Source organism: Rosenbergiella collisarenosi, from assembly GCF_018494085.1.
GTDB classification, from domain to species: Bacteria; Pseudomonadota; Gammaproteobacteria; order Enterobacterales; family Enterobacteriaceae; genus Rosenbergiella; species Rosenbergiella collisarenosi.
Map to the genome: position 1 here is coordinate 91,498 of NZ_JABBFP010000011.1, position 23,671 is coordinate 115,168.

At 42.5% G+C, this 23,671-nt stretch carries 34 protein-coding genes and 2 pseudogenes; 12 read left to right on the top strand and 24 right to left on the bottom strand.

Features of this window, described 5'->3' with window-relative positions:
- Window positions 1-541 precede the first annotated feature (541 nt).
- Window positions 542-1,150: a hypothetical protein gene (locus tag HGT70_RS14685; protein ID WP_214196356.1), complete on the bottom strand. Its 609-nt coding sequence runs from the start codon at window positions 1,148-1,150 to the stop codon at window positions 542-544.
- 604 nt (window positions 1,151-1,754) lie between these two features.
- Between HGT70_RS14685 and HGT70_RS16750 the strand changes: the two genes are divergently transcribed.
- Together HGT70_RS16750 and HGT70_RS16675 are read left to right on the top strand one after the other, a co-directional pair.
- Window positions 1,755-1,883 carry a hypothetical protein gene (locus HGT70_RS16750; RefSeq protein ID WP_280527742.1) on the top strand — a complete coding sequence of 43 codons (129 nt, stop codon included), beginning with the start codon at window positions 1,755-1,757 and terminating at the stop codon, window positions 1,881-1,883.
- Window positions 1,884-2,614: 731 nt separating this feature from the next.
- Entirely contained in the window at window positions 2,615-3,073 is a 459-nt protein-coding gene (locus HGT70_RS16675; RefSeq protein ID WP_244968970.1) for a hypothetical protein, read from the top strand.
- A 131-nt stretch (window positions 3,074-3,204) separates the two neighbouring features.
- Here the strand turns inward: HGT70_RS16675 and HGT70_RS16900 are convergent, their stop codons facing one another.
- The 3 genes from HGT70_RS16900 to HGT70_RS16905 all read right to left on the bottom strand — a co-directional run bounded on the left by HGT70_RS16900 (window position 3,205) and on the right by HGT70_RS16905 (window position 5,253).
- Window positions 3,205-3,375, bottom strand: a complete 171-nt coding sequence (locus HGT70_RS16900) for a hypothetical protein (protein WP_425328689.1) — start codon at window positions 3,373-3,375, stop codon at window positions 3,205-3,207.
- Window positions 3,376-3,785: 410 nt separating this feature from the next.
- Window positions 3,786-4,391, bottom strand: coding sequence for a hypothetical protein (locus tag HGT70_RS14695; protein WP_214196357.1), 606 nt, complete (start codon window positions 4,389-4,391; stop codon window positions 3,786-3,788).
- Window positions 4,392-5,145: 754 nt separating this feature from the next.
- The gene (locus HGT70_RS16905; protein WP_425328690.1) at window positions 5,146-5,253 is read right to left on the bottom strand and encodes a hypothetical protein; all 108 of its coding nucleotides are present in this window, start codon (window positions 5,251-5,253) and stop codon (window positions 5,146-5,148) included.
- A gap of 307 nt (window positions 5,254-5,560) precedes the next feature.
- On the opposite strand from HGT70_RS16905, the pseudogene HGT70_RS14705 reads away from it, so the two are divergent.
- Window positions 5,561-6,019: pseudogene (locus HGT70_RS14705) on the top strand (antirestriction protein ArdA).
- Window positions 6,020-6,384: 365 nt separating this feature from the next.
- Window positions 6,385-6,462 carry a hypothetical protein gene (locus tag HGT70_RS14710; RefSeq protein ID WP_425328692.1) on the top strand — a complete coding sequence of 26 codons (78 nt, stop codon included), beginning with the start codon at window positions 6,385-6,387 and terminating at the stop codon, window positions 6,460-6,462.
- 95 nt (window positions 6,463-6,557) lie between these two features.
- Here the strand turns inward: HGT70_RS14710 and HGT70_RS14715 are convergent.
- Window positions 6,558-7,235 (bottom strand): annotated as a pseudogene (locus HGT70_RS14715) (IS5 family transposase); the annotation flags it as partial.
- A gap of 643 nt (window positions 7,236-7,878) precedes the next feature.
- Here HGT70_RS14715 and HGT70_RS14720 point away from each other — a divergent pair.
- The 4 genes from HGT70_RS14720 (at window position 7,879) to HGT70_RS14735 (ending at window position 9,497) form a co-directional block, all read left to right on the top strand.
- Complete coding sequence (locus tag HGT70_RS14720; protein WP_214196358.1) at window positions 7,879-8,373, top strand: hypothetical protein; 495 nt, start codon at window positions 7,879-7,881, stop codon at window positions 8,371-8,373.
- 140 nt (window positions 8,374-8,513) lie between these two features.
- Window positions 8,514-8,810: a hypothetical protein gene (locus HGT70_RS14725; RefSeq protein ID WP_214196359.1), complete on the top strand. Its 297-nt coding sequence runs from the start codon at window positions 8,514-8,516 to the stop codon at window positions 8,808-8,810.
- The gene (locus tag HGT70_RS14730; RefSeq protein ID WP_214196360.1) at window positions 8,807-9,094 is read left to right on the top strand and encodes a hypothetical protein; all 288 of its coding nucleotides are present in this window, start codon (window positions 8,807-8,809) and stop codon (window positions 9,092-9,094) included. Before HGT70_RS14725 ends, HGT70_RS14730 begins: the two co-directional genes overlap by 4 nt.
- 10 nt (window positions 9,095-9,104) lie before the next feature.
- Entirely contained in the window at window positions 9,105-9,497 is a 393-nt protein-coding gene (locus HGT70_RS14735) for a hypothetical protein (RefSeq protein WP_214196361.1), read from the top strand.
- A gap of 59 nt (window positions 9,498-9,556) precedes the next feature.
- Here HGT70_RS14735 and HGT70_RS14740 read toward each other — a convergent pair whose 3' ends face one another.
- The 5 genes from HGT70_RS14740 to HGT70_RS14760 all read right to left on the bottom strand — a co-directional run bounded on the left by HGT70_RS14740 (window position 9,557) and on the right by HGT70_RS14760 (window position 12,664).
- Window positions 9,557-10,231, bottom strand: a complete 675-nt coding sequence (locus tag HGT70_RS14740) for a hypothetical protein (protein ID WP_214196362.1) — start codon at window positions 10,229-10,231, stop codon at window positions 9,557-9,559.
- A complete protein-coding gene (locus tag HGT70_RS14745) occupies window positions 10,221-10,484 on the bottom strand; it encodes a hypothetical protein (RefSeq protein WP_214196363.1) in 264 nt (87 codons plus the stop codon). Before HGT70_RS14745 ends, HGT70_RS14740 begins: the two co-directional genes overlap by 11 nt.
- Before the next feature lie 196 nt (window positions 10,485-10,680).
- Window positions 10,681-10,881, bottom strand: a complete 201-nt coding sequence (locus HGT70_RS14750) for a hypothetical protein (protein WP_214196364.1) — start codon at window positions 10,879-10,881, stop codon at window positions 10,681-10,683.
- Between the two features lie 526 nt (window positions 10,882-11,407).
- The gene (locus HGT70_RS14755) at window positions 11,408-11,674 is read right to left on the bottom strand and encodes a hypothetical protein (RefSeq protein WP_214196365.1); all 267 of its coding nucleotides are present in this window, start codon (window positions 11,672-11,674) and stop codon (window positions 11,408-11,410) included.
- Window positions 11,675-12,310: 636 nt separating this feature from the next.
- Window positions 12,311-12,664 (bottom strand): hypothetical protein, encoded by a 354-nt coding sequence (locus HGT70_RS14760; RefSeq protein WP_214196366.1) that lies wholly within the window; start codon window positions 12,662-12,664, stop codon window positions 12,311-12,313.
- Between the two features lie 350 nt (window positions 12,665-13,014).
- Between HGT70_RS14760 and HGT70_RS14765 the strand changes: the two genes are divergently transcribed.
- A protein-coding gene (locus tag HGT70_RS14765; RefSeq protein WP_214196389.1) for an IS1 family transposase occupies window positions 13,015-13,727 on the top strand; the annotation gives its coding sequence in 2 pieces (ribosomal slippage) (window positions 13,015-13,282 and window positions 13,282-13,727; 714 coding nt in all).
- Window positions 13,728-13,773: 46 nt separating this feature from the next.
- On the top strand, window positions 13,774-14,127 hold the full coding sequence (locus HGT70_RS14770; protein WP_214196367.1) for a GNAT family N-acetyltransferase: 354 nt from the start codon (window positions 13,774-13,776) through the stop codon (window positions 14,125-14,127).
- Window positions 14,128-14,329: 202 nt separating this feature from the next.
- Here the strand turns inward: HGT70_RS14770 and HGT70_RS14775 are convergent, their stop codons facing one another.
- The 6 genes from HGT70_RS14775 to HGT70_RS14800 all read right to left on the bottom strand — a co-directional run bounded on the left by HGT70_RS14775 (window position 14,330) and on the right by HGT70_RS14800 (window position 16,999).
- Complete coding sequence (locus HGT70_RS14775; protein WP_214196368.1) at window positions 14,330-14,740, bottom strand: helix-turn-helix domain-containing protein; 411 nt, start codon at window positions 14,738-14,740, stop codon at window positions 14,330-14,332.
- Window positions 14,740-15,048 carry a type II toxin-antitoxin system HigB family toxin gene (locus tag HGT70_RS14780; protein WP_214196369.1) on the bottom strand — a complete coding sequence of 103 codons (309 nt, stop codon included), beginning with the start codon at window positions 15,046-15,048 and terminating at the stop codon, window positions 14,740-14,742. The genes HGT70_RS14775 and HGT70_RS14780 overlap by 1 nt, the downstream gene beginning before the upstream one ends.
- A 223-nt stretch (window positions 15,049-15,271) precedes the next feature.
- Entirely contained in the window at window positions 15,272-15,571 is a 300-nt protein-coding gene (locus tag HGT70_RS14785) for a helix-turn-helix domain-containing protein (RefSeq protein WP_214196370.1), read from the bottom strand.
- Window positions 15,572-15,905: 334 nt separating this feature from the next.
- Window positions 15,906-16,316: a helix-turn-helix domain-containing protein gene (locus HGT70_RS14790; RefSeq protein ID WP_214196371.1), complete on the bottom strand. Its 411-nt coding sequence runs from the start codon at window positions 16,314-16,316 to the stop codon at window positions 15,906-15,908.
- Window positions 16,316-16,624 (bottom strand): type II toxin-antitoxin system HigB family toxin, encoded by a 309-nt coding sequence (locus tag HGT70_RS14795; protein ID WP_214196372.1) that lies wholly within the window; start codon window positions 16,622-16,624, stop codon window positions 16,316-16,318. The genes HGT70_RS14790 and HGT70_RS14795 overlap by 1 nt, the downstream gene beginning before the upstream one ends.
- 177 nt (window positions 16,625-16,801) lie before the next feature.
- Window positions 16,802-16,999 (bottom strand): hypothetical protein, encoded by a 198-nt coding sequence (locus HGT70_RS14800; RefSeq protein WP_214196373.1) that lies wholly within the window; start codon window positions 16,997-16,999, stop codon window positions 16,802-16,804.
- Between the two features lie 157 nt (window positions 17,000-17,156).
- Here HGT70_RS14800 and HGT70_RS14805 point away from each other — a divergent pair, with 157 nt between their 5' ends.
- Window positions 17,157-18,056 carry a GNAT family N-acetyltransferase gene (locus tag HGT70_RS14805; protein WP_214196374.1) on the top strand — a complete coding sequence of 300 codons (900 nt, stop codon included), beginning with the start codon at window positions 17,157-17,159 and terminating at the stop codon, window positions 18,054-18,056.
- 153 nt (window positions 18,057-18,209) lie between these two features.
- Window positions 18,210-18,719 (top strand): GNAT family N-acetyltransferase, encoded by a 510-nt coding sequence (locus tag HGT70_RS14810; protein ID WP_214196375.1) that lies wholly within the window; start codon window positions 18,210-18,212, stop codon window positions 18,717-18,719.
- A gap of 212 nt (window positions 18,720-18,931) precedes the next feature.
- Here HGT70_RS14810 and HGT70_RS14815 read toward each other — a convergent pair whose 3' ends face one another.
- The 8 genes from HGT70_RS14815 to HGT70_RS14845 all read right to left on the bottom strand — a co-directional run bounded on the left by HGT70_RS14815 (window position 18,932) and on the right by HGT70_RS14845 (window position 23,367).
- Window positions 18,932-19,879, bottom strand: a complete 948-nt coding sequence (locus HGT70_RS14815) for a FitA-like ribbon-helix-helix domain-containing protein (RefSeq protein ID WP_214196376.1) — start codon at window positions 19,877-19,879, stop codon at window positions 18,932-18,934.
- A gap of 361 nt (window positions 19,880-20,240) precedes the next feature.
- A complete protein-coding gene (locus tag HGT70_RS16790) occupies window positions 20,241-20,339 on the bottom strand; it encodes a hypothetical protein (protein WP_342355584.1) in 99 nt (32 codons plus the stop codon).
- A gap of 15 nt (window positions 20,340-20,354) precedes the next feature.
- The gene (locus HGT70_RS14820; protein WP_244968964.1) at window positions 20,355-20,651 is read right to left on the bottom strand and encodes a transcriptional regulator; all 297 of its coding nucleotides are present in this window, start codon (window positions 20,649-20,651) and stop codon (window positions 20,355-20,357) included.
- Window positions 20,648-20,776: a type II toxin-antitoxin system HigB family toxin gene (locus HGT70_RS16910; protein ID WP_425328691.1), complete on the bottom strand. Its 129-nt coding sequence runs from the start codon at window positions 20,774-20,776 to the stop codon at window positions 20,648-20,650. The genes HGT70_RS14820 and HGT70_RS16910 overlap by 4 nt, the downstream gene beginning before the upstream one ends.
- 69 nt (window positions 20,777-20,845) lie before the next feature.
- The gene (locus HGT70_RS14830) at window positions 20,846-21,145 is read right to left on the bottom strand and encodes a helix-turn-helix domain-containing protein (RefSeq protein ID WP_214196378.1); all 300 of its coding nucleotides are present in this window, start codon (window positions 21,143-21,145) and stop codon (window positions 20,846-20,848) included.
- Window position 21,146: 1 nt separating this feature from the next.
- Window positions 21,147-21,497, bottom strand: a complete 351-nt coding sequence (locus tag HGT70_RS14835; RefSeq protein ID WP_214196379.1) for a type II toxin-antitoxin system RelE/ParE family toxin — start codon at window positions 21,495-21,497, stop codon at window positions 21,147-21,149.
- Window positions 21,498-21,646: 149 nt separating this feature from the next.
- A complete protein-coding gene (gene umuC / locus HGT70_RS14840) occupies window positions 21,647-22,906 on the bottom strand; it encodes a translesion error-prone DNA polymerase V subunit UmuC (protein WP_214196380.1) in 1,260 nt (419 codons plus the stop codon).
- A gap of 80 nt (window positions 22,907-22,986) precedes the next feature.
- Window positions 22,987-23,367, bottom strand: coding sequence for a S24 family peptidase (locus HGT70_RS14845; protein WP_214196381.1), 381 nt, complete (start codon window positions 23,365-23,367; stop codon window positions 22,987-22,989).
- Between the last annotated feature and the right edge of the window lie 304 nt (window positions 23,368-23,671).

Genomic DNA, 23,671 nt, shown 5'->3' on the forward strand with positions numbered 1-23,671 from the left:
ATCTATTAATTATCTATAACAATGAAACGTATCGAAAGAGATACCTATGATTGTACAGCCTTTGACAGGTTACAGATTTTTTTCAGCCAGATTGAGTAGACGCATTTGAGTTTGATAATATAATTCCCATGGTGAAACGAAAAAATCCAGTGAGTATGGACTATTTTGATTTAGACCGTATTGATATTATTCCTATTTTCACCATTTTTATTTGATAGCTATTTTATTGATATTTAAATATTTTTTGAAATAATTTCATGGTGAAATCACCACTATCGATATTCGATATCGACTTAACCATGATATGGCTATAGGTAACTTAAACCAGCGTATTTAATATGCTATTGAAAGAATTTATGGACATGCCAGATAGCACTTCATGGACATTGAAGAAAACTAGGATCGAGTTCTGGGCTAAATTTGGGAATCCTCTTTGGTATATTAAAAAGTTAATGCCTTGGTTATACAAGCTGTTGTCACTGAGGGAGGAAAAGTGAATCTGATTCTGTAATGCTCTTCAGGTCGGTACACTGATAAATATTCACTTATCTAATGCTGGGGCGTCGGTTCTAGTTTCTGGCGTAGTTTGTGAAAACGAGAATAACGCCATGGCGGCTTTCCTTGTATGCTCTATCAACTGTTCCCTGGCCTGCCATTGAGGATCTGCTTTCAGTATTATATCCGCGCGGTTCCGTAACCACGCGTAAATTCTTTGGAGACGATCGATATTTATTCGGCGGGTCTCTATCTCGCCTTCATTCTGCGGGATTTTTCTCAGTAGCCTACCAATAACACCACAGGTTTCGAGTGGCTCAGATGCTATGTAGTCCGTGTATTCATCGAACTGGTCCAGAGTCAGAACGATGTACTCGCCGTTATGTATGACGATGACGTGAGCATGAACAGTTGAATTTTCAGCCTTATAAAAATCCTGATTCCCGCACATAAATAGAATGATTGGCTCGCCTTTTTCCCCACAGTCCTTGAGGTATTGCGCGAGACAATTACTGGCTAGGTCGCAACTTCCGGCCGGAAAGTTTTTCAGTTCACACCAGCGCGCTTCGTTCATGTATTCTTCAGGCTGTTCCTGGGCAGCCTTCTCCAATGCCTGCCAAAACGCCCGGATACGAAAAGTGGTTTCCTCTCTCATTTCTTTACCTCCTCATGTGGCTAGCTAGGGTCAGCGATGGCAATAGCTCTGTCATCTATTCGTTGATAGATATAAAATTTCCGCATCACCAAAGAGATGTGAGATAGGAAGCTGCTGCCTAGGTTTTGGTGTAACAGCTCATTAGTTGGAGTTGAGTTTACGGCGGTGATAAGTGCTGCCGCGCAATCTCTAATATGCGAGAGTGTATTCAGTGATAGCGTGGTCATAGAAATGTTCTGATTTCAACTTCGATGGGTGAAACTGACATGTCGATTTTGAAGTGAACATATTCGTACTTACTAACGAATGTTATCATCACATCCATAAAATCACCTTTTTCGGTCTCAACATCCGGCTCATTTTCGAACAGCGTTTCTAGTATTTTGAGCGCTACTTTGTAATCTCTTTAGGTGCGGATAGGTTTTATTTTATAGTGCATAATACATTATAAAGTAAAGTATTATACATGACAGTCATGTGATTTTAGTTGCCTACTCAAATATCTGAAAGCATATCCCTGAATCGGAGTCCTGTTCATTGAGAAACAAGGAGCAGGACTCTAAGAGAGCGTTGGTCAAGTATCCAGAACACAGGTGCACATTTAATGTCTAACGAAATCAAAAATACTGCAATCACTGCTGCAGGCTATCTCTATCAGAACAGGCAGGGGCTTAAACGGCTATGTGACTGGCTAGACGCACCGACACGCTATGCCCGAGTAAAGTTTGAGTGAGATGAAGAGACTGTTGCTCCAATCGAGCTGGATTACATCGTTGCCGAGCGCCCTAACCATCTCGTTGACCTCCAACAGGTTAAATATACTCCTAATCCTGCTGAGCATACCCTCAATTGGGCATGGATGTTGGAGAGGTCTGGAAAGACTACGCGATCGAGGTCGATGTTACGTAAATGGTTTGATGCTTTTGTTAAATTAGATCCTGCTCACATTGAAGAGCTATCGTTGAGGGCCAATCGCCGACCAGATGCCGAGATTGAGTCTTGCCTGACTGATGGAAAAATCGATTTACCAAAAGTTCCAGAGCCACGGCGATTAGAGGCTATTGCCGAGCTCGGTGACGAAAAGAAATGCGAATTCTTTTTCAAGCAGTTGCAGATTGTTCATAGCGATAAGAGTTTCGAATCACTCGAACACGAGATTGATGCCCGACTGCGCTTGCACGGCACACCAGAGGGAATTGCGAACTTAAAAAGCGTCGCCTTGAACTGGTCGATTCAGAAAAACTATCCGCCGCCGGAGGGGGGGGTTCTTTGGAGCAAGTGCGTACTATTCTGCGGGCAATACCGCCGGCCCCCTTACCGGAAGATTTTGTTGTGCCCCTTGGATATGAGGTGCCTGACGAGACATTCCACCGTGAATTCGTACGTGACACGGTTGCCGAGGCGGGGCAGACAATCGTGCTCACAGGGCCGCCAGGTCGCGGGAAGATTACATACTTGAGTGCAATGTGCGAAGTGCTTGCTGAATCAGGTGATCCCACGGTACGGCACCATTACTTCCTTTCGACGACCGATCGGGGTCGATACCGTGTGAACAGCTACGTGGTTGAGCAATGGATTAAGGCGCAAGTCAAAAGGTTACATCCGGATGTTGATGCGCCTGGTAGTCACTTGGGTGGCCTCCTCGAAGCATGCGTAACCTACTATAAGACTAAAAGTAAACCATTCGTATTAACTCTGGACGGCCTGGACTACGTATGGCGCATTAATAACGCTGATAAATGTCCTCTGGACAATGTGTTCTCCCAGATTATTCCCTGCCCAGATAATATGGTTCTGTTAATAGGCACACAGCTAGTCAATGATACTCAACTGCCTAGGGACCTCTTGTCAGTTGCACCTAGGGCAAGTTGGCGAACATTGCGGGCGATGTCCGAGAACGCCATTATGTCCTACCTTTACTAGGCGGTTGACGAAGGTAGGCTCTCGGTCCGGTTCAACGATGAAGATCAGACAGAACGCCAGACCAATCAGTATTATATTCCAGTTAGAGCTTGAACTCACCCCAACTTATATTCGCTATCACTTTCGATAGTTTAGGTTTGTGATCTTTTTTTTGCGTGGAGTTTTGCGAATTTTGGCTTGGCCATAGCGCGGATATTTGAGCTTTTTTCCTTCTTACTCAAACAGCTCTGTAGCAGCGCTGAACGTTTCGCATACTTTGTAGTATGGCGATGGTTACCAGTTTTTAATCCGATATCAGTCACAAATAAATTTTTTAAACCAACATCAATGCCTACTTTTTTGTAGAGACAGGAAGCTGTTTGGATTCACTTAGATAGGGCACGAAATTATCGGTTGAATGCGTTTTTTCAAATTGTGATAGTTAAAGGTGCGAAAGATAGTTAACGACTCCAGCGCTCCTCTAACACCTCCTTACCTTGTTATCACGATACTTAAATTTTGTATTCATGAATGTGTGAGTTCTAACTATCTAGATTTATGTAATCTCGATTTTTTAATTTTCACCACGATTTTTTGTATGTATCTATCTGAAAATAAATGTTTTTATCAAATTATTTCATAATGAAATCACCACGACTTATGCTCATTTCAGTCTTCATTTGGCTGCTCCCTACCCTAAAGGATAAGGAGCAATCTAAACGACCCTACGCGCTTATTTTTTGTTTTTAGATACTGAACGTTGGATGGTTACAAAAACTTTCTTGTCGTCTCTTAATTCGTAGTCTCTAATTAGAGCCGCTTTCTGTAATGTATCCAGTAGTGGAATGCATAAATCCCGGTCGATAAGAGTGAGGGTCGCTGCGGTTCTTTGAGTGAATATTTTTTTTAATTCGTTTTCACTCATGTTTTCAGCCATCCCTGCCAGTATTTTTTTATCGTGAAAGTTTTCATTAATGAGTGAAGTCATTAACCGAATTTTCATTTCCTGAGAGTGGGATTCAGAGAAGACAGATATTTTTATATCCTGTGGTGGGTTAATTTCACCTTCGTGATTATTGAAATAATATTCTTCATAGTATTTATATAACTTAATTTTAATACTATAAGAAAATAATGGGGAATACATTATTTGGCTTAAAAGGCTGGAAAAAATATGCTCATTTTCGTTTCTATACAGATATAAATCGGTTGCTGCCATGAATTCATTTTGATAGTGGCAGAACCAGTCTGTAAGTGCGCAGCGGAAATCGTGGTCAGTTTCTGATACACTTTTAGTTAAATGAGTAAAAGACTCTTCTGATAATGGTGTTTTATTCATACTTAGCAGATGAATAATTGAAGAATCGTTGGTCTTATCATCGAAAAATTAAGTCTTTATTTCAACTTGAGTCATTATTTTTTTGTAATTTTCATCGCTAAATTCCGTGTTACAGATAACTTTCCTATAGAGTAAACAGTAAATATTATCATCACTAACATCGGGGCCAGATAGTGCAAACGTATCTGCCTATCGAGCCATAAATGTGCTAAGAACCTGCATATTGTAGTCTTCACCTATATATGAGGGTATTTCCGGCTATCCTGCCTTTATACGATCGTGATGATAGAATAAGTCATGAAAAGATAGGTGCAGATTCTCTTCCGCGAGGACGGGTTAGGAAGATACCGCCGATAGGCTATCCAAACTAAAAATCATTTCACTGATAATCCTAACCTTCATTTTATCGCTAAGTGTTACTAGCGCGAGCACGTCTGTGATTGCCTCCCCCTGTTCCTGTGAGCTTATGAATACTGAGTTCACAAATTCATCTGCATTAGTTCTGAAGTATTCCAATGCAGGAAGTTCGTGTACTTTCGCGGTCGACCAAGGAAAGGCCCTACAAATTTCAGGGGTAGTCTGTACATCATGTAATTGTGCAGCAATAGCTATCCCAACGTTCTCTCCAGTCAGACTATACAGCGACTTCTCACCAATAAAATGTACGCATTCTCTGAGAGTATATTTTTAAATATCTTCACCATACATTTATCTTGGTTATTTCTATGATTATAAAGACAAATTTAAAATTATTTCATACTGAAATCACCGCGTTTATTAGTATTTTCGTAATCCGTAATTTCGCTATTGGCCGTTCATACCTGCGAGTTGTATAGAGCAGTGAAAGCTTTTCCTGTTTCATTTGCCATTCCGATGCAATCCCCTGTCCCTAAAACTATACTTTTCCCAGCCATGAATGGTTAATACCGACCAAGACTTTCATCAGCTCATTACAGCTTTGGGGCTGAGTACCATCGAGCAGGATTAGCAGTGAAACTCCTGTTAGAGTGGAAATCGTTGATTATGTTAACCGCTTTTAAATATCGATGGCCATTCACTCAGGTATCCAGTGCTTTCGCTGCTGCGACCACGATCCCCCTTGAATCTCCCGCTTTTGGCCCGGCTGTCGTGTCGGTAAGGCGTAAGCCGGAACTCAGACGACATCGACTATGGAGGATTTTTTTAGGGGTACTACTATCACACCGGATGTTTACCTGGGTACGTATCAAAAAATACAACGGTGGCAGCATTTTCGGCAAATGGTTTGATCTGACGGAGTTTGACGGAAGGGAGGATTTTTACGAGGCCTTTCAGGCACTGGGCACTGCATGCCGATGAATGGGATGCCAAGTTTGTGCTTCAGGATTGGGAAGATATTTCATCTCAGTTACCTCTGAATGCTTCATTAACTGGGATTTTTTGCCGCTTTTGAACGCGCCGCAGAAGAGGGCAGGGATGCCGCTTTTATCATCTGGGCGGAGTATACCGGGGAGTGTGACTATGACGCTTTTGATAATGTGTACCGAGGGGAGGCGGAAAATGAGTAAGACTATACACAGGAAACGATTGACTATAATGAGGTGCCGGAGTCATTGCGTAACTACTTTTATTTTGAAGCTTATGCGTGAGATCGGTTCAGCAGCGGTTATGTGTGCCATGACGAATATCTCTTCAGCAACTGAAAAATTTCCGGTAGGAAAACCCGCCGGTCAAGGAGAAAAGTTATGAAATTTTCGTCACAAAATCGTGATATCTACTAGCGGGAACAGACTACCGCCCAAGGATAAATTAAATCTGTTATCAAATGATCTGTCAGTATACGGTGTATATCGGCGGACATTTCTATAGATTGGAAAAGAGAAGTAAGCAGGTTGCAGTCATAAAAGCCGGATGGTACCTGTCATCATGCGGAAAAATCTTGGCAGGCTGCGGCGAACTCTCCTCTCCATTGTTAGTCGCTTTTGCCCAGAAGGAAAGGGTGAACAACCCTGTGATGCCTAAACTTGTTGAACGGGAACAGTCTGAACATCCTCGCCAGTATTTCCGTGAACGGCTTGAAGTTCATCGGTAGACCAGTCAGCACCGCCGCGCGCAAATGCATCCAAATATAGGCTATGGTTGAATAAATCAGATTTCGGGCGAGCGTACCTGTGGCTAAGCGCTTATTCAGGGCGTACGGATGCTTCCCTGCATATCTACCTTCGTCGTTTTGTTCAGCGCTCGCACCATGGCCATAGCCTCAGCAACCTGACCATCGTAATCACGCAGCGTTAGTGAACCTCCGAGGAACTATTTATCCGATACATCGCCGTTTCCGTTATCGAGCGACGCTTATAACCTTGTCAACTTCCATCGCGCATTGTTCCCGCTTAGATGCTGATTATCAACAGCACGATTGCGGTCTGTATACTCATCTGGCCAGTAACACGCACCCTTCCGAGGAAGGATAAGCGTGCGGATTTTTTTACGTCGCCGTTCATCGTGGCAGAGTCGGGTATCGTAAGCTCCATCTGCAGCTGATACCCTGATTTTTCTGAAAGTTTGTCGGATAAGACCTGGGAAGGCTTCTGAGTCCGTAACGTTGTTCAGCGACAGGTCCGCGCAGATAATTTCATGTGTTTTTACATTCACAGCCAGATGCAACTTACGCCAGATACGACGTCGCTTTTTACCGTGCTTTTTGACTTTCTATTCGCCTTGACCAAAGACCTTCAGCTCAGTGGAATCAATCACTAGGTGTGCGATTTCACCCCTAGTGGGTGTTTTGAAACAGACATTAACCGACGTTGCCCGCTTACTTACACTACTATAATCTGGGTAGCGCAACGTAACGTTTAAAGTACTTCAATTACCATCACTCAAACTCGATGAATCTCTGTTAACAGCCGGTGTCCGGGTACGTGTGCTGTGGAGGGAAGAGCGACCGGTATCCGGGTGCGTGTGCTGTGGAGGGAAGAGTAGCCGGTGTCTTGGTGTGTACAACACATGTTGATATTAGGGTATTTGGCTCATTCTCCCTCTACAACACATGTAGATATTCGCGTGCTTGGTTCGTTTTCCCTCTACAACACACGTTGATATTTGGGTATTTGGTTGCGTGTGCTGTGGAGGGAAGAAAACAAATGGATAGCTTTAATGACAATCTTCATTTCGAGTAGAAAATAATCCCTATAAAATAAGCAATACCGAAATTCCCTTTATACATAGGCAATACAAAGTATGACCTATCAACGTCTGAAGACTCAGGAATTACAGGGCGAAACCTTACATCTCGTTTTCATTCATGATCGGTGGCGATTATCAATAGAACCTGAGAATAGACGCAACGGTACACAAAGCTATGATGGTTGGTTTCCTCGGTACTATTCTAAAGCAAGCTTCGCCAAAGCAGCTGTCACTAGAAAATTTGGGAGGGTATGGCAGTGGGAAAAGCCGTATTAGGTTATTTAGTTGAACAACACAGTATCGGTAACAGCGGGGGGCCGGGATGTCTTTATATGGAGAAGCTCTAACCTTCTTTGCCGATTGGCAGAGAGATGAAACAAAACGTACTGCTTTGAATATTCAGTACACTGAGAAACCTAAAGGGAATGTACTCACGCTAAACGTTGAGATGGCTACGATTGGTGTGAATAATATCCCTGAATGGGACGCAAAGATTAGCTTGCAGCTGTCGAAGTATGAACTTACCGACTTATGCTCGTTGTTGTTCGGCCTGAAAAAAAAGGTTGAGGCAAAGTACCATGGCCAACATAAGAATAAAGGATTTACACTCTATAACAACGGCGCGACCGGGGTAATAATACAGCTGTCTGAAGCCGGAAGAGTGCTCCAACATCTACTTGGCCATCATCAGAGAATAGAGTTGGGGGTCTTTGTCCTGAGAAGACAAGCACAAGCTTGGGGCGTGAGTCCTAGTGACGTATTGGCCGTTCTGCGACAATCGGTATCGATAGCGAGATCATCCAACGATAACGGTTAGCGATTTGCTGGTATATAGCCCATCGTCACGTTGTCACCACCCTTCATGGAATGGTGTCATAGTATTGGCCTTTAGCACTTCGAGACTATGAAAGTTATGAAATACTGAGGGTCATATTGATCCGACCAAAAGGAACACCCATGACTGAGCCACAACTGTATTTTGTTGTCACGATTTTAGAGGAAGTTGGCGATTTGGAGTTTGTACATAAAACTCTGGCCATTGGCGAAACCGAGGCTGCGGTAAAAAAAGCGGTTTGGGATGCAATGCCGAAGTTCCGGGGAGAGGGAGAAGAAACGAGTGAAGGGCATTGGGACTATGGTGGAGTGATGGCATCGCTTGAGAGCATTAGACAGATCCCCTCAGATTTAGGGCAGCAACTCCTTTATCACGATATTTTACCCGTACTCGTCCGTAATGTAGGTGAATCAGTATGACAATCCTCGATCCAAAGGTTAAAGCTGAAATCCTCCTAGCCATGGATTCCGTTGCGCAGAGTAAAGAAAAGCTCGCGGAAGTCGGTATTTTTGACCGGCTGTTTAAAACAGATATTTACGATGGCTACAAACGTATTCTCGATGTTGCCCTGGGTCTTTTAGAAAGAACCGTCAATAAGACTCCTGAACATACGGAGGTAGCGCGAGAAGTCTTAGGAAACCTACCCACCAGCCATGTTTGCTATGCCGAACTTAACGGTTATCTAAAAGCCACCGTGCAGTAGGAAAATCCCTATGATAACGTTCGATACGCTTATTAGTAATAGACAAGAACTCATTGACTCCATCTCAAGGTTGCATTTTTATGAGATTGTCTGCATCAGTGTTTTTTTGGTCGTAGGCCTATTTATTCACATCAAAAGTAAGAAGAAGAATTTTTATTGGCTTGGCTGTGTCGTGTTCCTTGTTGCATTGACCGGCCTCGCTGCATTGACCTATGGAACGCCGTTAAAAGAAGCCTACCAGCTGCAAATAACTGACTTTAAAGAGTGGGCGAAAGACTGCCAGATAGACTCAGTTGGTTATGATAATTCGGGGATCGAAATTAACGGCCACTATCTTTTGGGCCATAAAATCAACTCATTACATTTGACCTGTAATGGTCAGCAGACAGTGAAAGATTTATAGGGATTTAGTCTGGCCTCAGAGCGGTATTGAGGCCAGCTATAGTGTGGTTGACTTGAGTATCAGTAATCAGCTTCAATCATCTTCCCGGCCTCTACCATCTTTCCCTTAAGCTGTTTGTAGTTATCCGATCCTCTCAGGAAGGGACGTTTATTACCGATTACCGCCAGCTGCTCTATCTTACGAAACATCAGCTTTTCATCTTTAACCGGGATGGAAAGCGATGGCATACGCCGGTTCCGCAGGTTCAGTATCAAGTGATGAGTTTCCGAGTCATAGTCAAAGCTCTCAATAACATCCGATTCAAAATACAGTATTCTCTTTTTGTTTTGGGGCGTGGCATAGGCGGTAGCGATACCGATAATGCCTGTGTTAAAGTCCACCCCAAAGTAGCTACCACGCGCTACCTGGGTAGTTTCATCATGGTCATTTGGTTCAAAAAAGGCCCTTAGCTTCATCATTCTACTGTTCTTATCCACTCCACCCATGAGTAGACTTCGATGTAATAGCCAAATGAACGCGAGAGTTAGCCCCGCCAGCTGAAGTATGGTGAATAAACGGGCATGGCCAAAGTCCTGAGAGATAAATATCCAAGCATGGAATTTTGTAACGGTATTCGCCCCTGAAATCATCGCACCGAGCATACTTAAGGTGATGAAGATCCACTTAAGTTTCATCCATCCTTGTCCGGCAAGCGTATTAGGGTAGTTAATCACTCGTTCAGGATTATTGCTCATCACTGTTCCACCATTCGGATCGTCTGAGTTGTTTGACCAGCCGGTTGTTGCCAAGGCTCATCATTTTAAGTTCATCCTTACTGGCTGCGAGTGTATGCTTCTCCTCAAGAATGGACTTATATTCCTGATGAATTCTACATTGGATCAGGCGATACCGGCCATCGGGTTCTCTGAATAGCTCAAGGGTGTAACGGCGTTGCTGGCGCGCCCCGGAAAATGATTCTACAAAAAAGACAGATTGCTTTTCTGGCATGACAATTCTCCTGAAAAAATTGTTTATTAAAGAGACATTTATTTTATAACTTTCTTATCTGCCTACTGTAGCATCAAAACGGAGCTGATTTATCCGAGAACCGGCCACCGCTGTGGGCTGATCGTACCGGCTGTGAAGCAAAACCCTCTAAATCCTCATAATTTAGGCCATCATGTGCCAAGGGGTATGGGCACCCCTACGCTGCGCTCCGGGGGGAGTCGTTCTGTTCGACTTTCCCCGTTGGCCGGTGATCACTTTCCCCCCCGGAAAACGCTTTAAGCCTTTGGCCGGGAACCGGCCAGAAATAGGTGTCCTGATCTGATTGCCGGTGCCCGGCATCGAGCGCGAGGCTGAAGTGACGAAAACCAAACCGACACATTGAGATTGATAATCTCATGAAGAGATGAGCCTTGGTTTACCCTGGCGGGATACAGGTGATCGGTATGCAAAATTGAGCGCGAAACATTCCGGTTCAACTTGACGGATGAGTGCCTGGAGCTGGCCAAAAACCGGGTAGGGGTTTAGGCCGACATCGATACACCGGGAAGAAAATCATATCGAGAGTAGCCGACTGAATTTACCTGTACCTGAGCTGTCTTAAGACATCGAGAATTGAAACTGAGAGAGTTAATTTGAAAAGCTACCGGGGAGCTGGCATTCGTTCCCTGGAACAAATCATTGTGCCGGTCGCACTCCCCGGATGAGGTGATCGGTATTCAAAACCATGACCGAACATCGCAATTGAATTTATCGATGTTACCGGTGCGCCCGGTAGAAATAGGGCGCCATAAACGACACTCAATCTATCGAAATGAAAATCCCCGCGGTAAAACCGGGAAGGGGACCCCAATTCTTTTTACCTGAAAGACCAAGATCACGCAGCTGCGCCACCGGGTAATGTGACTTCCCGACCGGAAAGCGATTTATGGCCAGAAGGGAGCCAAGAACCATTCCATGATGACGTGTCTATTGTCACTGCTGAGTACACCGGCTGCATCAATGAAGTCAAAGTTCTGGTTACGGTTAAACCATACTGAAAGGAAAAAATCGACCATAAGACGCTCACCTCGACTCAGCGGTAAACCTTCTGAGGACGATACCTTAGCTTCCATAACATCGAAATCCCAATAACACGCAATTTGTGGGTAATCTTCTACCATTACCCGAAACTTAATTTGCCCTTCTGTCATGGTCAATTCCTCTGATGAAATTTAAACACAGTGATCACCTTATGGTGATGATGCGATATGCAGTGTCATTGTTATCCCATAATCCAAAGTAGTTTCCAATGCATTAGCATTCTGCACAGTCTCTCTGGCCAACGCCCCGGAGAAAAAATAAGAAAAGAAAAGAGAAAAAAAGAAAAAATAAAAGGTGGCCAGGCACGTGTGATCAGTTGGCAAAAGGTCAAAGGAAAAAGGCGGTCTGGCAGGAGGGTGAGGTCTTCTACCTCTGTGGTACATGATGGCCTAAATTATCACTGTATCACCGTGCAATATGCTAAAAACCATAGGGCACGATGCTTTTTTATATGCTTACTATTCAAAGCATCTGTAATGACTTCAATATCATGCAACTTCACCAACTTTGAGAATGCTACTGCACGGTTTCGGTCAACGTAATCTCCGGGTCAGTGACCGTCTCCTTCTGGTGAGGGATCGGTACGCTGATATGCTTACGCTGAGTTTGCTAACGCAGGCAAGGCTTCCGCTGTGCTGAAGGTGTGGCGTTATAGTCATACTACGACTTAATCGCCTCATCATCGAGCCAGAAAGTGATAGAACTACAGTTGATGAGGGGTTGTAGGCCTTCCAATTGGTGATTTATTAATGACATTGCCCGCCCATAGAACTTCCACAGTTCGATGATGCTCCATGAGTATTATTGTCGGAATTACCGTTACTATTTCTACAGCCAATATATCCCCCAATACTGCCAGACACAGCACCATATACAGCGCCCTCAGCTGCTCCAGTTACTATTCCTGCACCGATACCTGCAGGACCGCCAGCAATACCTGCTACACCACCTCTGACCCCATTAGCGACAGCTGTTCCCGCTGCCGCTCCCAGGCCACTCTTAATGGCTGCACCGACACAACTGTGAGCTCCTCCGTCACCGATATTATCTTTTCCACCTGAAACTATTTTAATCTCTTCTCTAGTTAATTCTTTTAACATTTTATTTGTCCTTAGATTCCATTAAATTGGATGAGATTATTTTCGATATAGGTAAAGCAATAGCAACAGTTACAGAGACAATTAATACTGAGTAGTTACTGTATAATTCATTTTTTGATAAAAAATAGATAGTTATACACGATATTACGATACAAATAGTTAAAGTGGCTAAGTTTTTTTTAACTGATAACTTCATATTAATAACCCTTTTTCTAGAGGGGTAGAGTTAATTGGAGTGTAATAACTCACTGTCTTTCAATTATCAATATTTAACTTTTTGTAAGGTAATGTCAATTCCAATTATCCATGTATTCTAAGGTAGTGCATCCAATTAGTAGAAGTTATGTAGAATAAGGCTTTTAAGGTTTTATCATGGCCAGCATTACCGTTATTGCCCTCGTTGTCAGTCTGCTCAGGTTTATCGTCACGGGCAGAACCCTAACGGACACGACAGATTCCGCTGCCGGGACTGCCACCGCGTGTTTCAGCTCACTTACTCATACGAGGCCCGCAAGCCGGGGGTTAAAGAGCAGATCACCGAAATGGCCTTCAACGGTGCCGGCGTTCGCGATACCGCCAGGACGCTGAAAGTCGGTATCAATACCGTCATTCGGACTTTAAAAAACTCATGTCAAAGGGAATAACTTCTTCACCCGTCGCCCATGCTGATGTGGCGCTTATTTCCGAACTTGATGAGCAGTGGAGCTTTGTTGGCAGTAAGGCCCGACAGCACTGGCTCTGGTACGCGTACAATACAAAAACGGGTGTACTGGCCTACACGTTTGGTCCACGAACCGATGCAACCTGTCGCGAATTATTGGCACTGCTCACCCCCTTTAACATCGGTATGCTGACCACTGATGAATGGGGCAGCTATGCCAGAGAGCTTCCGAAAGAGAAACACCTGACCGGTAAAATCTTTACTCAACGCATTGAGCGCAACAACCTGACACTGAGAACCCGACTCAAGCGTCTGGCTCGCAGAACCATTTGCTTCTCCCGCTCTGTTGAGCTTCATGAAAAAGTCATTGGCGCTTTTATTGAGAAATACATGTTCTACTAGTTGGAGGCATCACCAAAAATTGATGGGGGAGTATTTGGGGGATCGAGTGTTACCGGTTAAGTCGGGTACTCAAGTTTTAAAAGCACTATTGAACGGTACTACTGTTGGTTTTGCATGCGTATCTATCCTATATCCTGCTCCAAAATTTAGTGGTCAAATATTCATAAAGGAGCTGTTTGTTAAGTCTGAGTTTAGAAGTAGTGGTATTGGCCAGAAACTCATGGCGTTTATTGCTAAATCAGCAGTGGGAAACCATTATGAAAGGTTAGATTGGCTATCTGTAGAATTTGATTATCGAGCACAAAAATTCTATTATTCACTTGGAAGTAATATTGTGACTGATGTAGTTTATAGGCGCGTTTTTGGTGAAAACTTGAAAGTCCTTGCTGGAAAATATTGAGTTAAATTTTAGTAAATATTTTTAGATGTACTAAACACTAAACTTTCGTTAGCAGTACTCTCTGGTTGATAACATTAAACTTACAATTCCACCCCGTGGACACCCTTACAGGCCTGTAATACCCCAAAATTAAGTAGAATTGCCCCAGAGTAACTTTGAGACTGTGTGAACGATATGAGGGGGCACGAAGACCAATATAGGGTTAAATAAATAAATGGACAGGTAGCCCAAAACGTTGGGAAAGCCGTTTAATGGCTTCAACCGTTAGAGAACGTTCTCCGTTTAAAATCCGACTCACCAGTGACTTTTTACCTATCTCGTTTTCAAAGTCAGACTGATTTAAGTCATGCTGATCCATGATAACTCTGAGCATGGCCACACCTGCCGGTGTATTGGCGATACGTTCATTAAACTCTACCATTTCTGGAAGAGCATTTTCGTATTCTTCAATCTTGGCAATCATCATTGTCAAAATGGGTGAATGTGGATCATTATCAAAAAGATATTCTGAGAGTTCGAGTGCTTCCTCATACTCTTTCTCGCTAGGGCATCCATCAAATAGGGGAATGGTTTTAATCAAGGTGTTTACCGTTGACAGCATTTCTGTATTCATTATTTCGTACTCCTAAAACTAGCGATCAGTTTGTCATAGTCTGCATGATTGGTAATGTGTTTCACGTATACTGTTTGTGTAGGGAAGTCTATTTTTAACAAAATCCTAATATTTCCCCCTCTCACGTCTATGACCCACCAGCGTTCTTTGTATTTCATTCTATCGAGGCTTGGAAAGGCTTTCTTCAACTCATCAGGAGATGTCAATTCGCCTTTTTTTAAGACCTGATACACATCTTCTATCGCCTTGGCAAACTGCTTGAACTCATCCACTGCTTCACGAAACGGGACCCGGCTAACTACCCTCATGCTTTAGCCTTATATTGACAATATGGAAACATTATACACCACTCATTAATGTTGACAATATGGAAACACAATTAAAGATTAATTATTGATTATCCGGCCTCTCTTTGAAGAGTTTCCTATAGTTGGTACTCCTAGGTTTACCGTTACAGGCCTGTAACCCTACATCGAAAAGGCTTATGTAAACTCCGACCGCTAAAATTTAATGGACTCTGGTGGGCTATTTTTAGAGACGAAAACCTACCCGTTTTCCCGTTGGAAGCGTTATATTGATACTCAGCTCCCCACCTAATGCAGCAACATACCGTTTTAAGGTCGATAAGCGAGGGTCGTTCTCAGGGCGTTCCATTTTGGCAATGGTCGGCTGAGACACACCAATCGCTTGAGCAAGCTCAGTCTGTGACATGCTCAGCTCTTCACGTAGCTGGCTTAACACCACCTCCTGACGCAAGGCCTCCACTTTATCTTTGATACGTTGCTGACTTTCAGGACTTTGTTTTACTAACAGTTCTTTGTAGGTGACCATATTACTTCTCCAAATTGATCAAATTTCTGTTGGAAGTGCCCAAATAATCTGCGAATACCTGATCAAGTAAAATGCGAAAGAGCGATCAAGTAAATGTAAATCCCCAAGAAATCCTTAAAAGTAATTATGGCATCTATCCTGATTCACTTAATGAAGCCATCTTTCATAAAAAGATCACTAAAGCAAAATGGTTAGATTAAGAATTTTGCATAGAACGATAGAAAGTAAGACTGACCGTTACAGACCTGTAATACCTTAAGATTAAGCAGGTTTGCCCCAGAGAGACTCTGAGGCGATATGAACGGTAGGAGGGAGCGCGAAGATCAATGCAGGGTTAAATAAATAAATGAACAGGTAGACCAAAACGTTGGGAAAGCCGTTTAATGGCTTCAACCGTTAGAGAACGTTCTCCGTTTAAAATCCGGCTTACCAGAGACTTTTTACCTATCTCGTTTTCAAAGTCAGACTGATTTAAGTCATGCTGATCCATGATAACCCTGAGCATGGCCACACCTGCCGGCGTATTGGCGATACGTTCATTAAACTCTGCCATTTCTGGAAGAGAATTTTCGTATTCTTCAATCTTAGCAATCATCATTGTCAAAATGGGTGAGTGTGGGTCATTATCAAAAAGATACTCTGAGAGTTCGAGTGCTTCCTCATACTCTTTTTCACTAGGGCATCCATCAAATAAGGGAATGGTTTTGATCAAGCTGTTTACCGTTGACAGCATTTCTGTATTCATTATTTCGTACTCCTAAAACCCGCGATCAGTTTGTCATAGTCTGCATGATTGGTAATGTGTTTCACGTACACTGTTTGTGTAGGTAAGTCTATTTTTAGCAAAATCCTAATGTTTCCCCCTCTCACGTCTATGACCCACCAGCGTTCTTTGTATTTCATTCTATCGAGACTTGGAAAGGCTTTCTTTAACTCATCAGGAGATGTAAATTCGCCTTTTTTTAAGACCTGATACACATCTTCTATCGCCTTGGCAAACTGCTTGAACTCATCCGCTGCTTCACGAAACGGGACCCGACTCACTACCCTCATGCTTTAGCCTTATATTGACAACATGGAAACATAATCAAAGAACAATCATTGATTATCCAGTCTTTCATTGTGGATTTTCTTATACATAACTACCGAGTTAGTAGTTCTAGGCTTACCGTTACGGGTCTGTAGCACCCTCATGGCTCTGAGGCCGTAGGAGCTATTACGTAAGGGAGGTTATCCTAAATAGTAGTGGAGGGCGTATTTGAAACCCCAAGTGAGTAGAGCACCTGCTACACCCGCTACTAAACAGATGAATGTAAATTTTAGCGGTTGCTTATTCCATCCTCGCTTTGAGCAAAAATACATAAAAACAAACCATAACCCCCCAAAGAAAAGAGCAGTAATTACTGCTTCTGTTGCACTGTTATTCATTATTATTCCTATCCATTAGTTTTTTCGAATGCGATTAGTACCATGGCGTTGAGCCAACTCCAATAGAAAGGTCGGTCTTTAAAAATAAGAAATGACTTGCTGCATACGTGAAAAAATAACACAGTCTAAGGTAGTAATTTTTTAGTAGGCGCACCTGATGGATAAGATACTGAATTTTATGATGTCTCAATATGAAGAGCTACCTGTATCACAGCACACGCTCCATCACTGGCTTAGGCAATGGATTCATAGTCAAGAACATAGGCAAACGGATAGTACTTTTTCAGCGAGATTTCCTTGGAAAGAAATGTGCCTACCTCAATCCTATTTTTTACAACGAAAAGTATGGGTTAATGGGCAGTGCTTTTTGACAGGTCCTAGGTATTTAGCCGGTGATATTAATCGCCCTTTTATTGATATAGTAGCCTCTAGTGCGAACGTTGATACTTTTGTACTCAAAGCTATTAATACAGAGTGGTCGGAGTTAAAACCTCAGCATATTCGCCAGCTTATTCCAGGGAGAAAAGTCGCGAATGGTGTTATTGACCAACTTTTATATGCAGAAAAACTGACACATAATCTTGAAGATAGTGATGATCCTCTTACCCTACGTCTTGCTACCAGCGCGGATTTTGATTGGTGCAGACAGGCTGTATTGGACTGTTATAACTATTCTTACTCTACTATTCCGACACTTGCAGGTAGCCTATATCCGATAGATAACGATGATCTAATGAACCATCTTATTAAAGGTAATACCTATATTATCAATCATATGGGAAATCAGGTTGGGCTAATCGTCTGTGAGAAAAGGGAGTTAGCTTTTTTAGAGGGCCTTTTTATCTTGGAAGAAGTTATCCTTCCATCCTTTCGCGGTTCTTCTTTGGCTTCTCGCGCACAACGTTTATTACAAAACCACCTCTACCAACTGTTTGGGAAAGACTGCTTAATAGCTGGAACTATACTTCCAGAAAATTTACCCTCTATAAGAACAGCGGAGAAAGTTGGACGTATCTGTGTACTTAAGTACGAGTTTCTTCCTACAGATTCGTTATAGATCGGTAGAATGTGTTCAAAGATAATCTACCCTGCAAGAGGTAAGTTTACTATAGTGGGTATAAACACTTATGTGATTGTGATAACACAATACATTAGAAACACGAAAACATCCTGATATTTATACATTTTCTTCTATATTGGATTTATCCCTATGTCCATAGATACTAACTTTAATTCGGTTAAAATCTCTTATTGCTCCCCTAATGATTACATGGAGTTAATTCACATTTTTTTAGAAATGAATCATCACCACTATGGCAACGTAGTGATTGATGAAAAATTGATGGGGGAGTATTTGAGGGATCGAGTGTTAGCGGTTGGGTCAGGTACTCAAATATTAAAAGCAGTGTTGAACGATACTACTGTTGGTTTTGCATGCGTGTCTATCCTATATCCTGCTCCAAAATTTAGCGGTCAAATGTTCATAAAGGAGCTGTTTGTTAAGTCTGGGTATAGAAGTAATGGTATTGGCCAGAAACTCATGGCGTTTATTGCTAAATCAGCTGTGGAAAACCAATGTGACAGGTTAGATTGGCTATCTGTAGAGTCTGATCCTCGAGCGCAAAAATTCTATGATTCACTTGGAAGTGACATTGTGACTGATGTGGTTTATAGACGCGTTTTTGGTGAAAAGTTAAAAGCCCTTGCTAAAAAGGATTAAGCTGGATTTTAGTAAATTTTTTCAGATGAACTAAACACTAAACTTTCGTTAACAGTACTCTCTGGTTCATAACATAAACTTATACTCCCATCCCGTGGACTCCGTTACAGGCCTGTAACGGTAGTCAAAATCATCAAGGTACTTAACAGACGGGGGTATTACAGGCCTGTAATACCTAATATGCGGAGCTTCTACTTGTACGCCTAAAAGCATTAGTCCTCTAAAGGAAGTTGTTTTTTTATAGCGTCAATTTCATCTACTAACCGAGGATTAGAATCAACATGACGTTGAATTGTGGCTGAGGTACTTTTCTCATCTTCCCAATATTCCTTCTTACGGTCGTTTTGAATTTTATCCCAAATGTCCTCCCACCACATGCTCGGTATAGTACGATAGTCCTGAAGTAGAGTAAGTGGGTGCTGGTGTTTTTCCTCACATATTTCCTGATGTACGCCTTCTTGCATCAAGTATCCATGAACTAATATTTTTTTTCCGTATGTGTAGTATAATCCGCATAATGTAACGAAAAATCTAGCTAATGCTGATTCACCTCTAATATGGCCAGAATCTATGATATTTATGCCTGGCCAGAAGGCATCTACGGTTCTAACCCCTTCAAACTCTCGTATTATAAGTAAAGACCCTGTACCACACTCTCGTATCAAATGAATTGATTTTACTTTATTACCTTTTTCGTCAGCTTTTGTTAGCTCTTCAACTGCATACCTACCGTATTTATCTAAGTCGATTCTTGTTTTTGGCCGGTATACTGGCAAGTCACCGTGTATTAACCAATTACTACTGCACCCCAAAACTTCAGATAGCTCTTTCATTTCGGATAGAGTAGGTAGTATGTCCCCATTAAACCAATCAGTGACGGTACCAATGCTTTCATAACCCATCTCTTCAGCTATGTGAGTTGGCTTTAATTTAGAAGATTTTTTATTTATCTTATTTGCTTCATTGAGAACCTGTATTAAGCGTTTTGACACAGCATCTCTATATATGTCACTGCTTGTTTTTTTTTCTGATGTAGCGTTAACACATTGCTGAATACTGTATCGTACCTGTGCTTCAACTGAGCGCATGTTGACTTCAGCAAGAGATTCAAGGGCTGCATATATTTCTTCAGGAATGTTTCTGACTGATAATTTTCTCATATATATAATCTCTATTTTTTATGTGAAATCATAATGACAGCATTCTGAAGCGACTTCCAGTGTGACGAAATAACTTAATGTGGTTTAGTTAACTTAGAACTACCTAATCTGCCTACAAAGTTGCTCTCCATTCCATTTTTTCAATTCTAAATATTACCCTGTAGACACCGTTACAGGCCTGTAACGGTGTCGAGATCAGCAAAGGTACTTAATAGACGGCGAGGTATTACAGGCCTGTAACGTTGCCCGACCATCGTAGAGGTATTACAAGCCTGTAATACCCCAAGATGAAATAGGATTGCCCCAGATAGACTCTGAGCCGATGTGAACGATAGAAGGGAACGCGAAGATCAATGCAGGGTTAAATAAATAAATGAACAGGTAGACCAAAACGTTGGGAAAGCCGTTTAATGGCTTCAGCCGTTAGAGTACGTTCTCCGTTTAAAATCCGGCTTACCAGTGACTTTTTACCTAACTAGTTTTCAAAGTCAGACTGATTTAAGTCATACTGATCCATGATAACCCTGAGCATGGCCACACCTGCCGGAGTATTGGCGATACGTTCATTAAAGTCTGCCATTTCTGGTAGAGAATTTTCGTATTCTTCTATCTTGGCAATCAGCATTGTCAAAATGGGTGAGTGAGGGTCATTATCAAAAAGAAACTCTGAGAGTTCGAGTGCTTCCTCATACTCTTTTTCGCTAGGGTATCCATCAAATAAGGGAATGGTTTTAATCAAGGCGTTTAACGTTGACAGCATATCTGTATTCATTGTTTCGTACTCCTAAAACCAGCGATCAGCTTGTCATAGTCGGCATGATTGGTAATGTTTTTCACGTACACTGTTTGTGTAGGCAAGTCTATCTTTAGCAAAACCATAATGTTTCCCCCTCTCACGTTTATGACTCACCAGCGTTCGGTAAAGGCACTTTCATTAAACGCTAGGTTAACTCTGGTGGGTTACTATTAGAGATGAAAACCTACTCGCTTTCCTGTTGGAAGCGTTATATCGATGCTCAGCTCACCACCTAATGCAGCAACATACCGTTTTAAGGTTGATAAGCGCGGATCGTTCTCTGGACGCTCCATTTTGGCAATGGTCGGCTGAGACACGCCAATCGCTTGAGCAAGCTCAGTCTGTGAGATACTCAGTTCTTCACGCAGCTGGCTTAACACCACTTCCTGACGCAAGGCCTCTACTTTCTCTTTGATACGTTGCTGACTTTCAGGACTTTGTTTTGCTAAGAGTTCTTTATAAGTGGACATATTACTTCTCCAAATTGGTCAAATGTTTACGGTATTCATTTTCTGCAAGGCGGAGCATGTCACGATAAAACCGCTTTTCGTTTAAGCCTGTCTTATCACCGGCACATAACACGATAGCCCTACGGATCGGGTCAAAAGCAAAAAATGCACGTATTGGATTCCCCGCATGTTGTACCCGTAGCTCTTTCATATTAGGGATGTCAGAGCCTTTTAAGGTATCCACATAAGGTCTACCTAACTGCGGTCCCATTTCCTCAAGAACGCCAATAGCAGCTAATACATCTTCTCTTAAGCCCTCTTCCTGCGCGAAAAACCACTCATCAAAAACGTCAGTTGTTATCACTTCCCACATGAAAAAACCTCATTCCTTTTACTCCATTAAATTATAGCATATAGGCTATAACATGGAACATCTGAACGATAGAAAACCTGAATAGTCGATTAAGTACATGGAAGGGGCGAGGCCTTCTAAACGGTGAGATTAATTTACCTTTGCTGCCTTTATTTCACAGTAAGTAGCTCAGAAAAACAGGTCGTATAGCGCGGTGAAAGCATTTCTCTTTTCATCTGCCATCCTTGTTCCGTACCTTGACTCGCAAAGTAGATCTTACCCTTACCAGACTTGTTTATCATATCCAGTGTAGCCATAAGTGAATCAGCATTAGCTCTCGGAAGTTGTTCACTGAACATATCAAATTGGGCAATATCAGACTGATAAAAATCACTAAGCATAATCCCTGCTTTAGCATACCTATAGCCGTCCCGCCAGATTATATCCAGGCCACGCATAGCAAGACCTATGATGTCCCTAGAATCGCTGGTGGGGTACTCGCAAGTGAGTGAGGCTGTATTGTAATACTGCGGCTCATTACTATGCCGACCGGTGGCAATAAAAACACTGATATGCTGACACTTAGATGTCTGTTCCCTAAGCTTTTCAGCGGCCCTAGTCGCGTAACTACAGACAGCCTCGCGCATATCATCAATTGACACAATTCGTTGCCCAAAAGAACGTGAGCACATTATCTGTTGTTTAGGCGGGGGCGCATCTTCAAGTGCAATACAACTCTCACCGTTTAATTCCCTTACTGTGCGTTCCAAAATGACGTTGAAGTTTTTACGGATCAATGACAAGTTTGTACGAGAGAGATCCAATGCCGTTTTAATCCCCATTGTATTGAGTCTCTTTTCAATCCTCCCCCCAACTCCCCAAACATCACCGACACTAACAAGAGACATTAACTTTTGTTGCCTGGTAGCAGAGGAAAGGTCAACGACACCTTCTGTTTTGGTCCATTTCTTTGCTGCATGGTTAGCAAGCTTAGCTAGTGTCTTAGTCGGGCCAAAGCCCACGCCAATCACCAATCCTGTTTCCTTCTTGATCCTCGTGCGCATTTGTCTGCCGAAATCCTCCAAGCTAATGCAGTTAGATATTCCACTCACATCAAGAAAGCTCTCATCAATTGAATATACTTCCTGTCCTGGGGCCATTTCTCCAAGAATAGACATCATTCTCTGACTCATATCGCCGTACAACGCATAGTTACTTGAAAATACGTGTACGCCATGCTGCTTGAAAAATCGGTCAAATTTGAAGAGAGGATCACCCATTTTAATACCAAGTTTTTTGGCCTCGGCTGAACGGGCGATAACACAACCGTCATTATTGCTAACAGTAACAACCGGCTTACCTCTTAAATCAGGACGAAAAATAGTTTCACAACTACAATAAAAATTGTTGGCATCTGCAAGTGCAAACATAGCTCCCCCTCATAATAGACTGTACATATATACAGTATTGATCGTGGTTTTTTGGAGTGCAAGCCTTAACACTGACTAGACTAAGAGGGTGGGTCACACACCGTATTGAAGCCCGATAGAGCTAGATCATTAATCACGTATGAAATAACACCCCACACTGGTAATGGCTCATTTACGGCGAGTTTTATACTCTCTTTATTCTCTTGTAAGCTTAGTAAAGTGGGAGGGGAGAGTAATAGGCGTCTAACTTCAAACCCACCGTCAATTTCAGCGATAACGGTACTTCCGTCCACCGGATCTAAGCTTCTATCTATGATCAGCAGCGCACCTTTAATAATACCGGCTAGTGGATAATTACCCTCGCAAATCATAAAGTAATGCGAGTGAGCCGATAATTTGAGGATTGCATTTAAATCTAGCCGATTCTCTGCATAGTTTTGGGCGGGTGAGGGAAAAGCCATATATACCTCTAAGGGTCTGAATCATGGTTCAAAATTATGAGGTAAGTATAGTAAAGATCGAAAACTGGTAATCACGTGTAAGAGTATGTAGTGGGCTGACCTTAAGAACGCCAAGATTAAGTAACGGCTTATAGTGAAGAACAGGAAAGCCAGTGTCGTTACCGGTCCAAATCAGGAATTCGTAAAACAATAAGAGAACATGAACGATGAAATTCGTAGATAAGCTGTTGGGAAAGAAAGGCCATAGTCCTTCTGAGGGCGCAGAAAGTGTTGTCGAACCTGATCTCACTATTGCGAGAGCCAA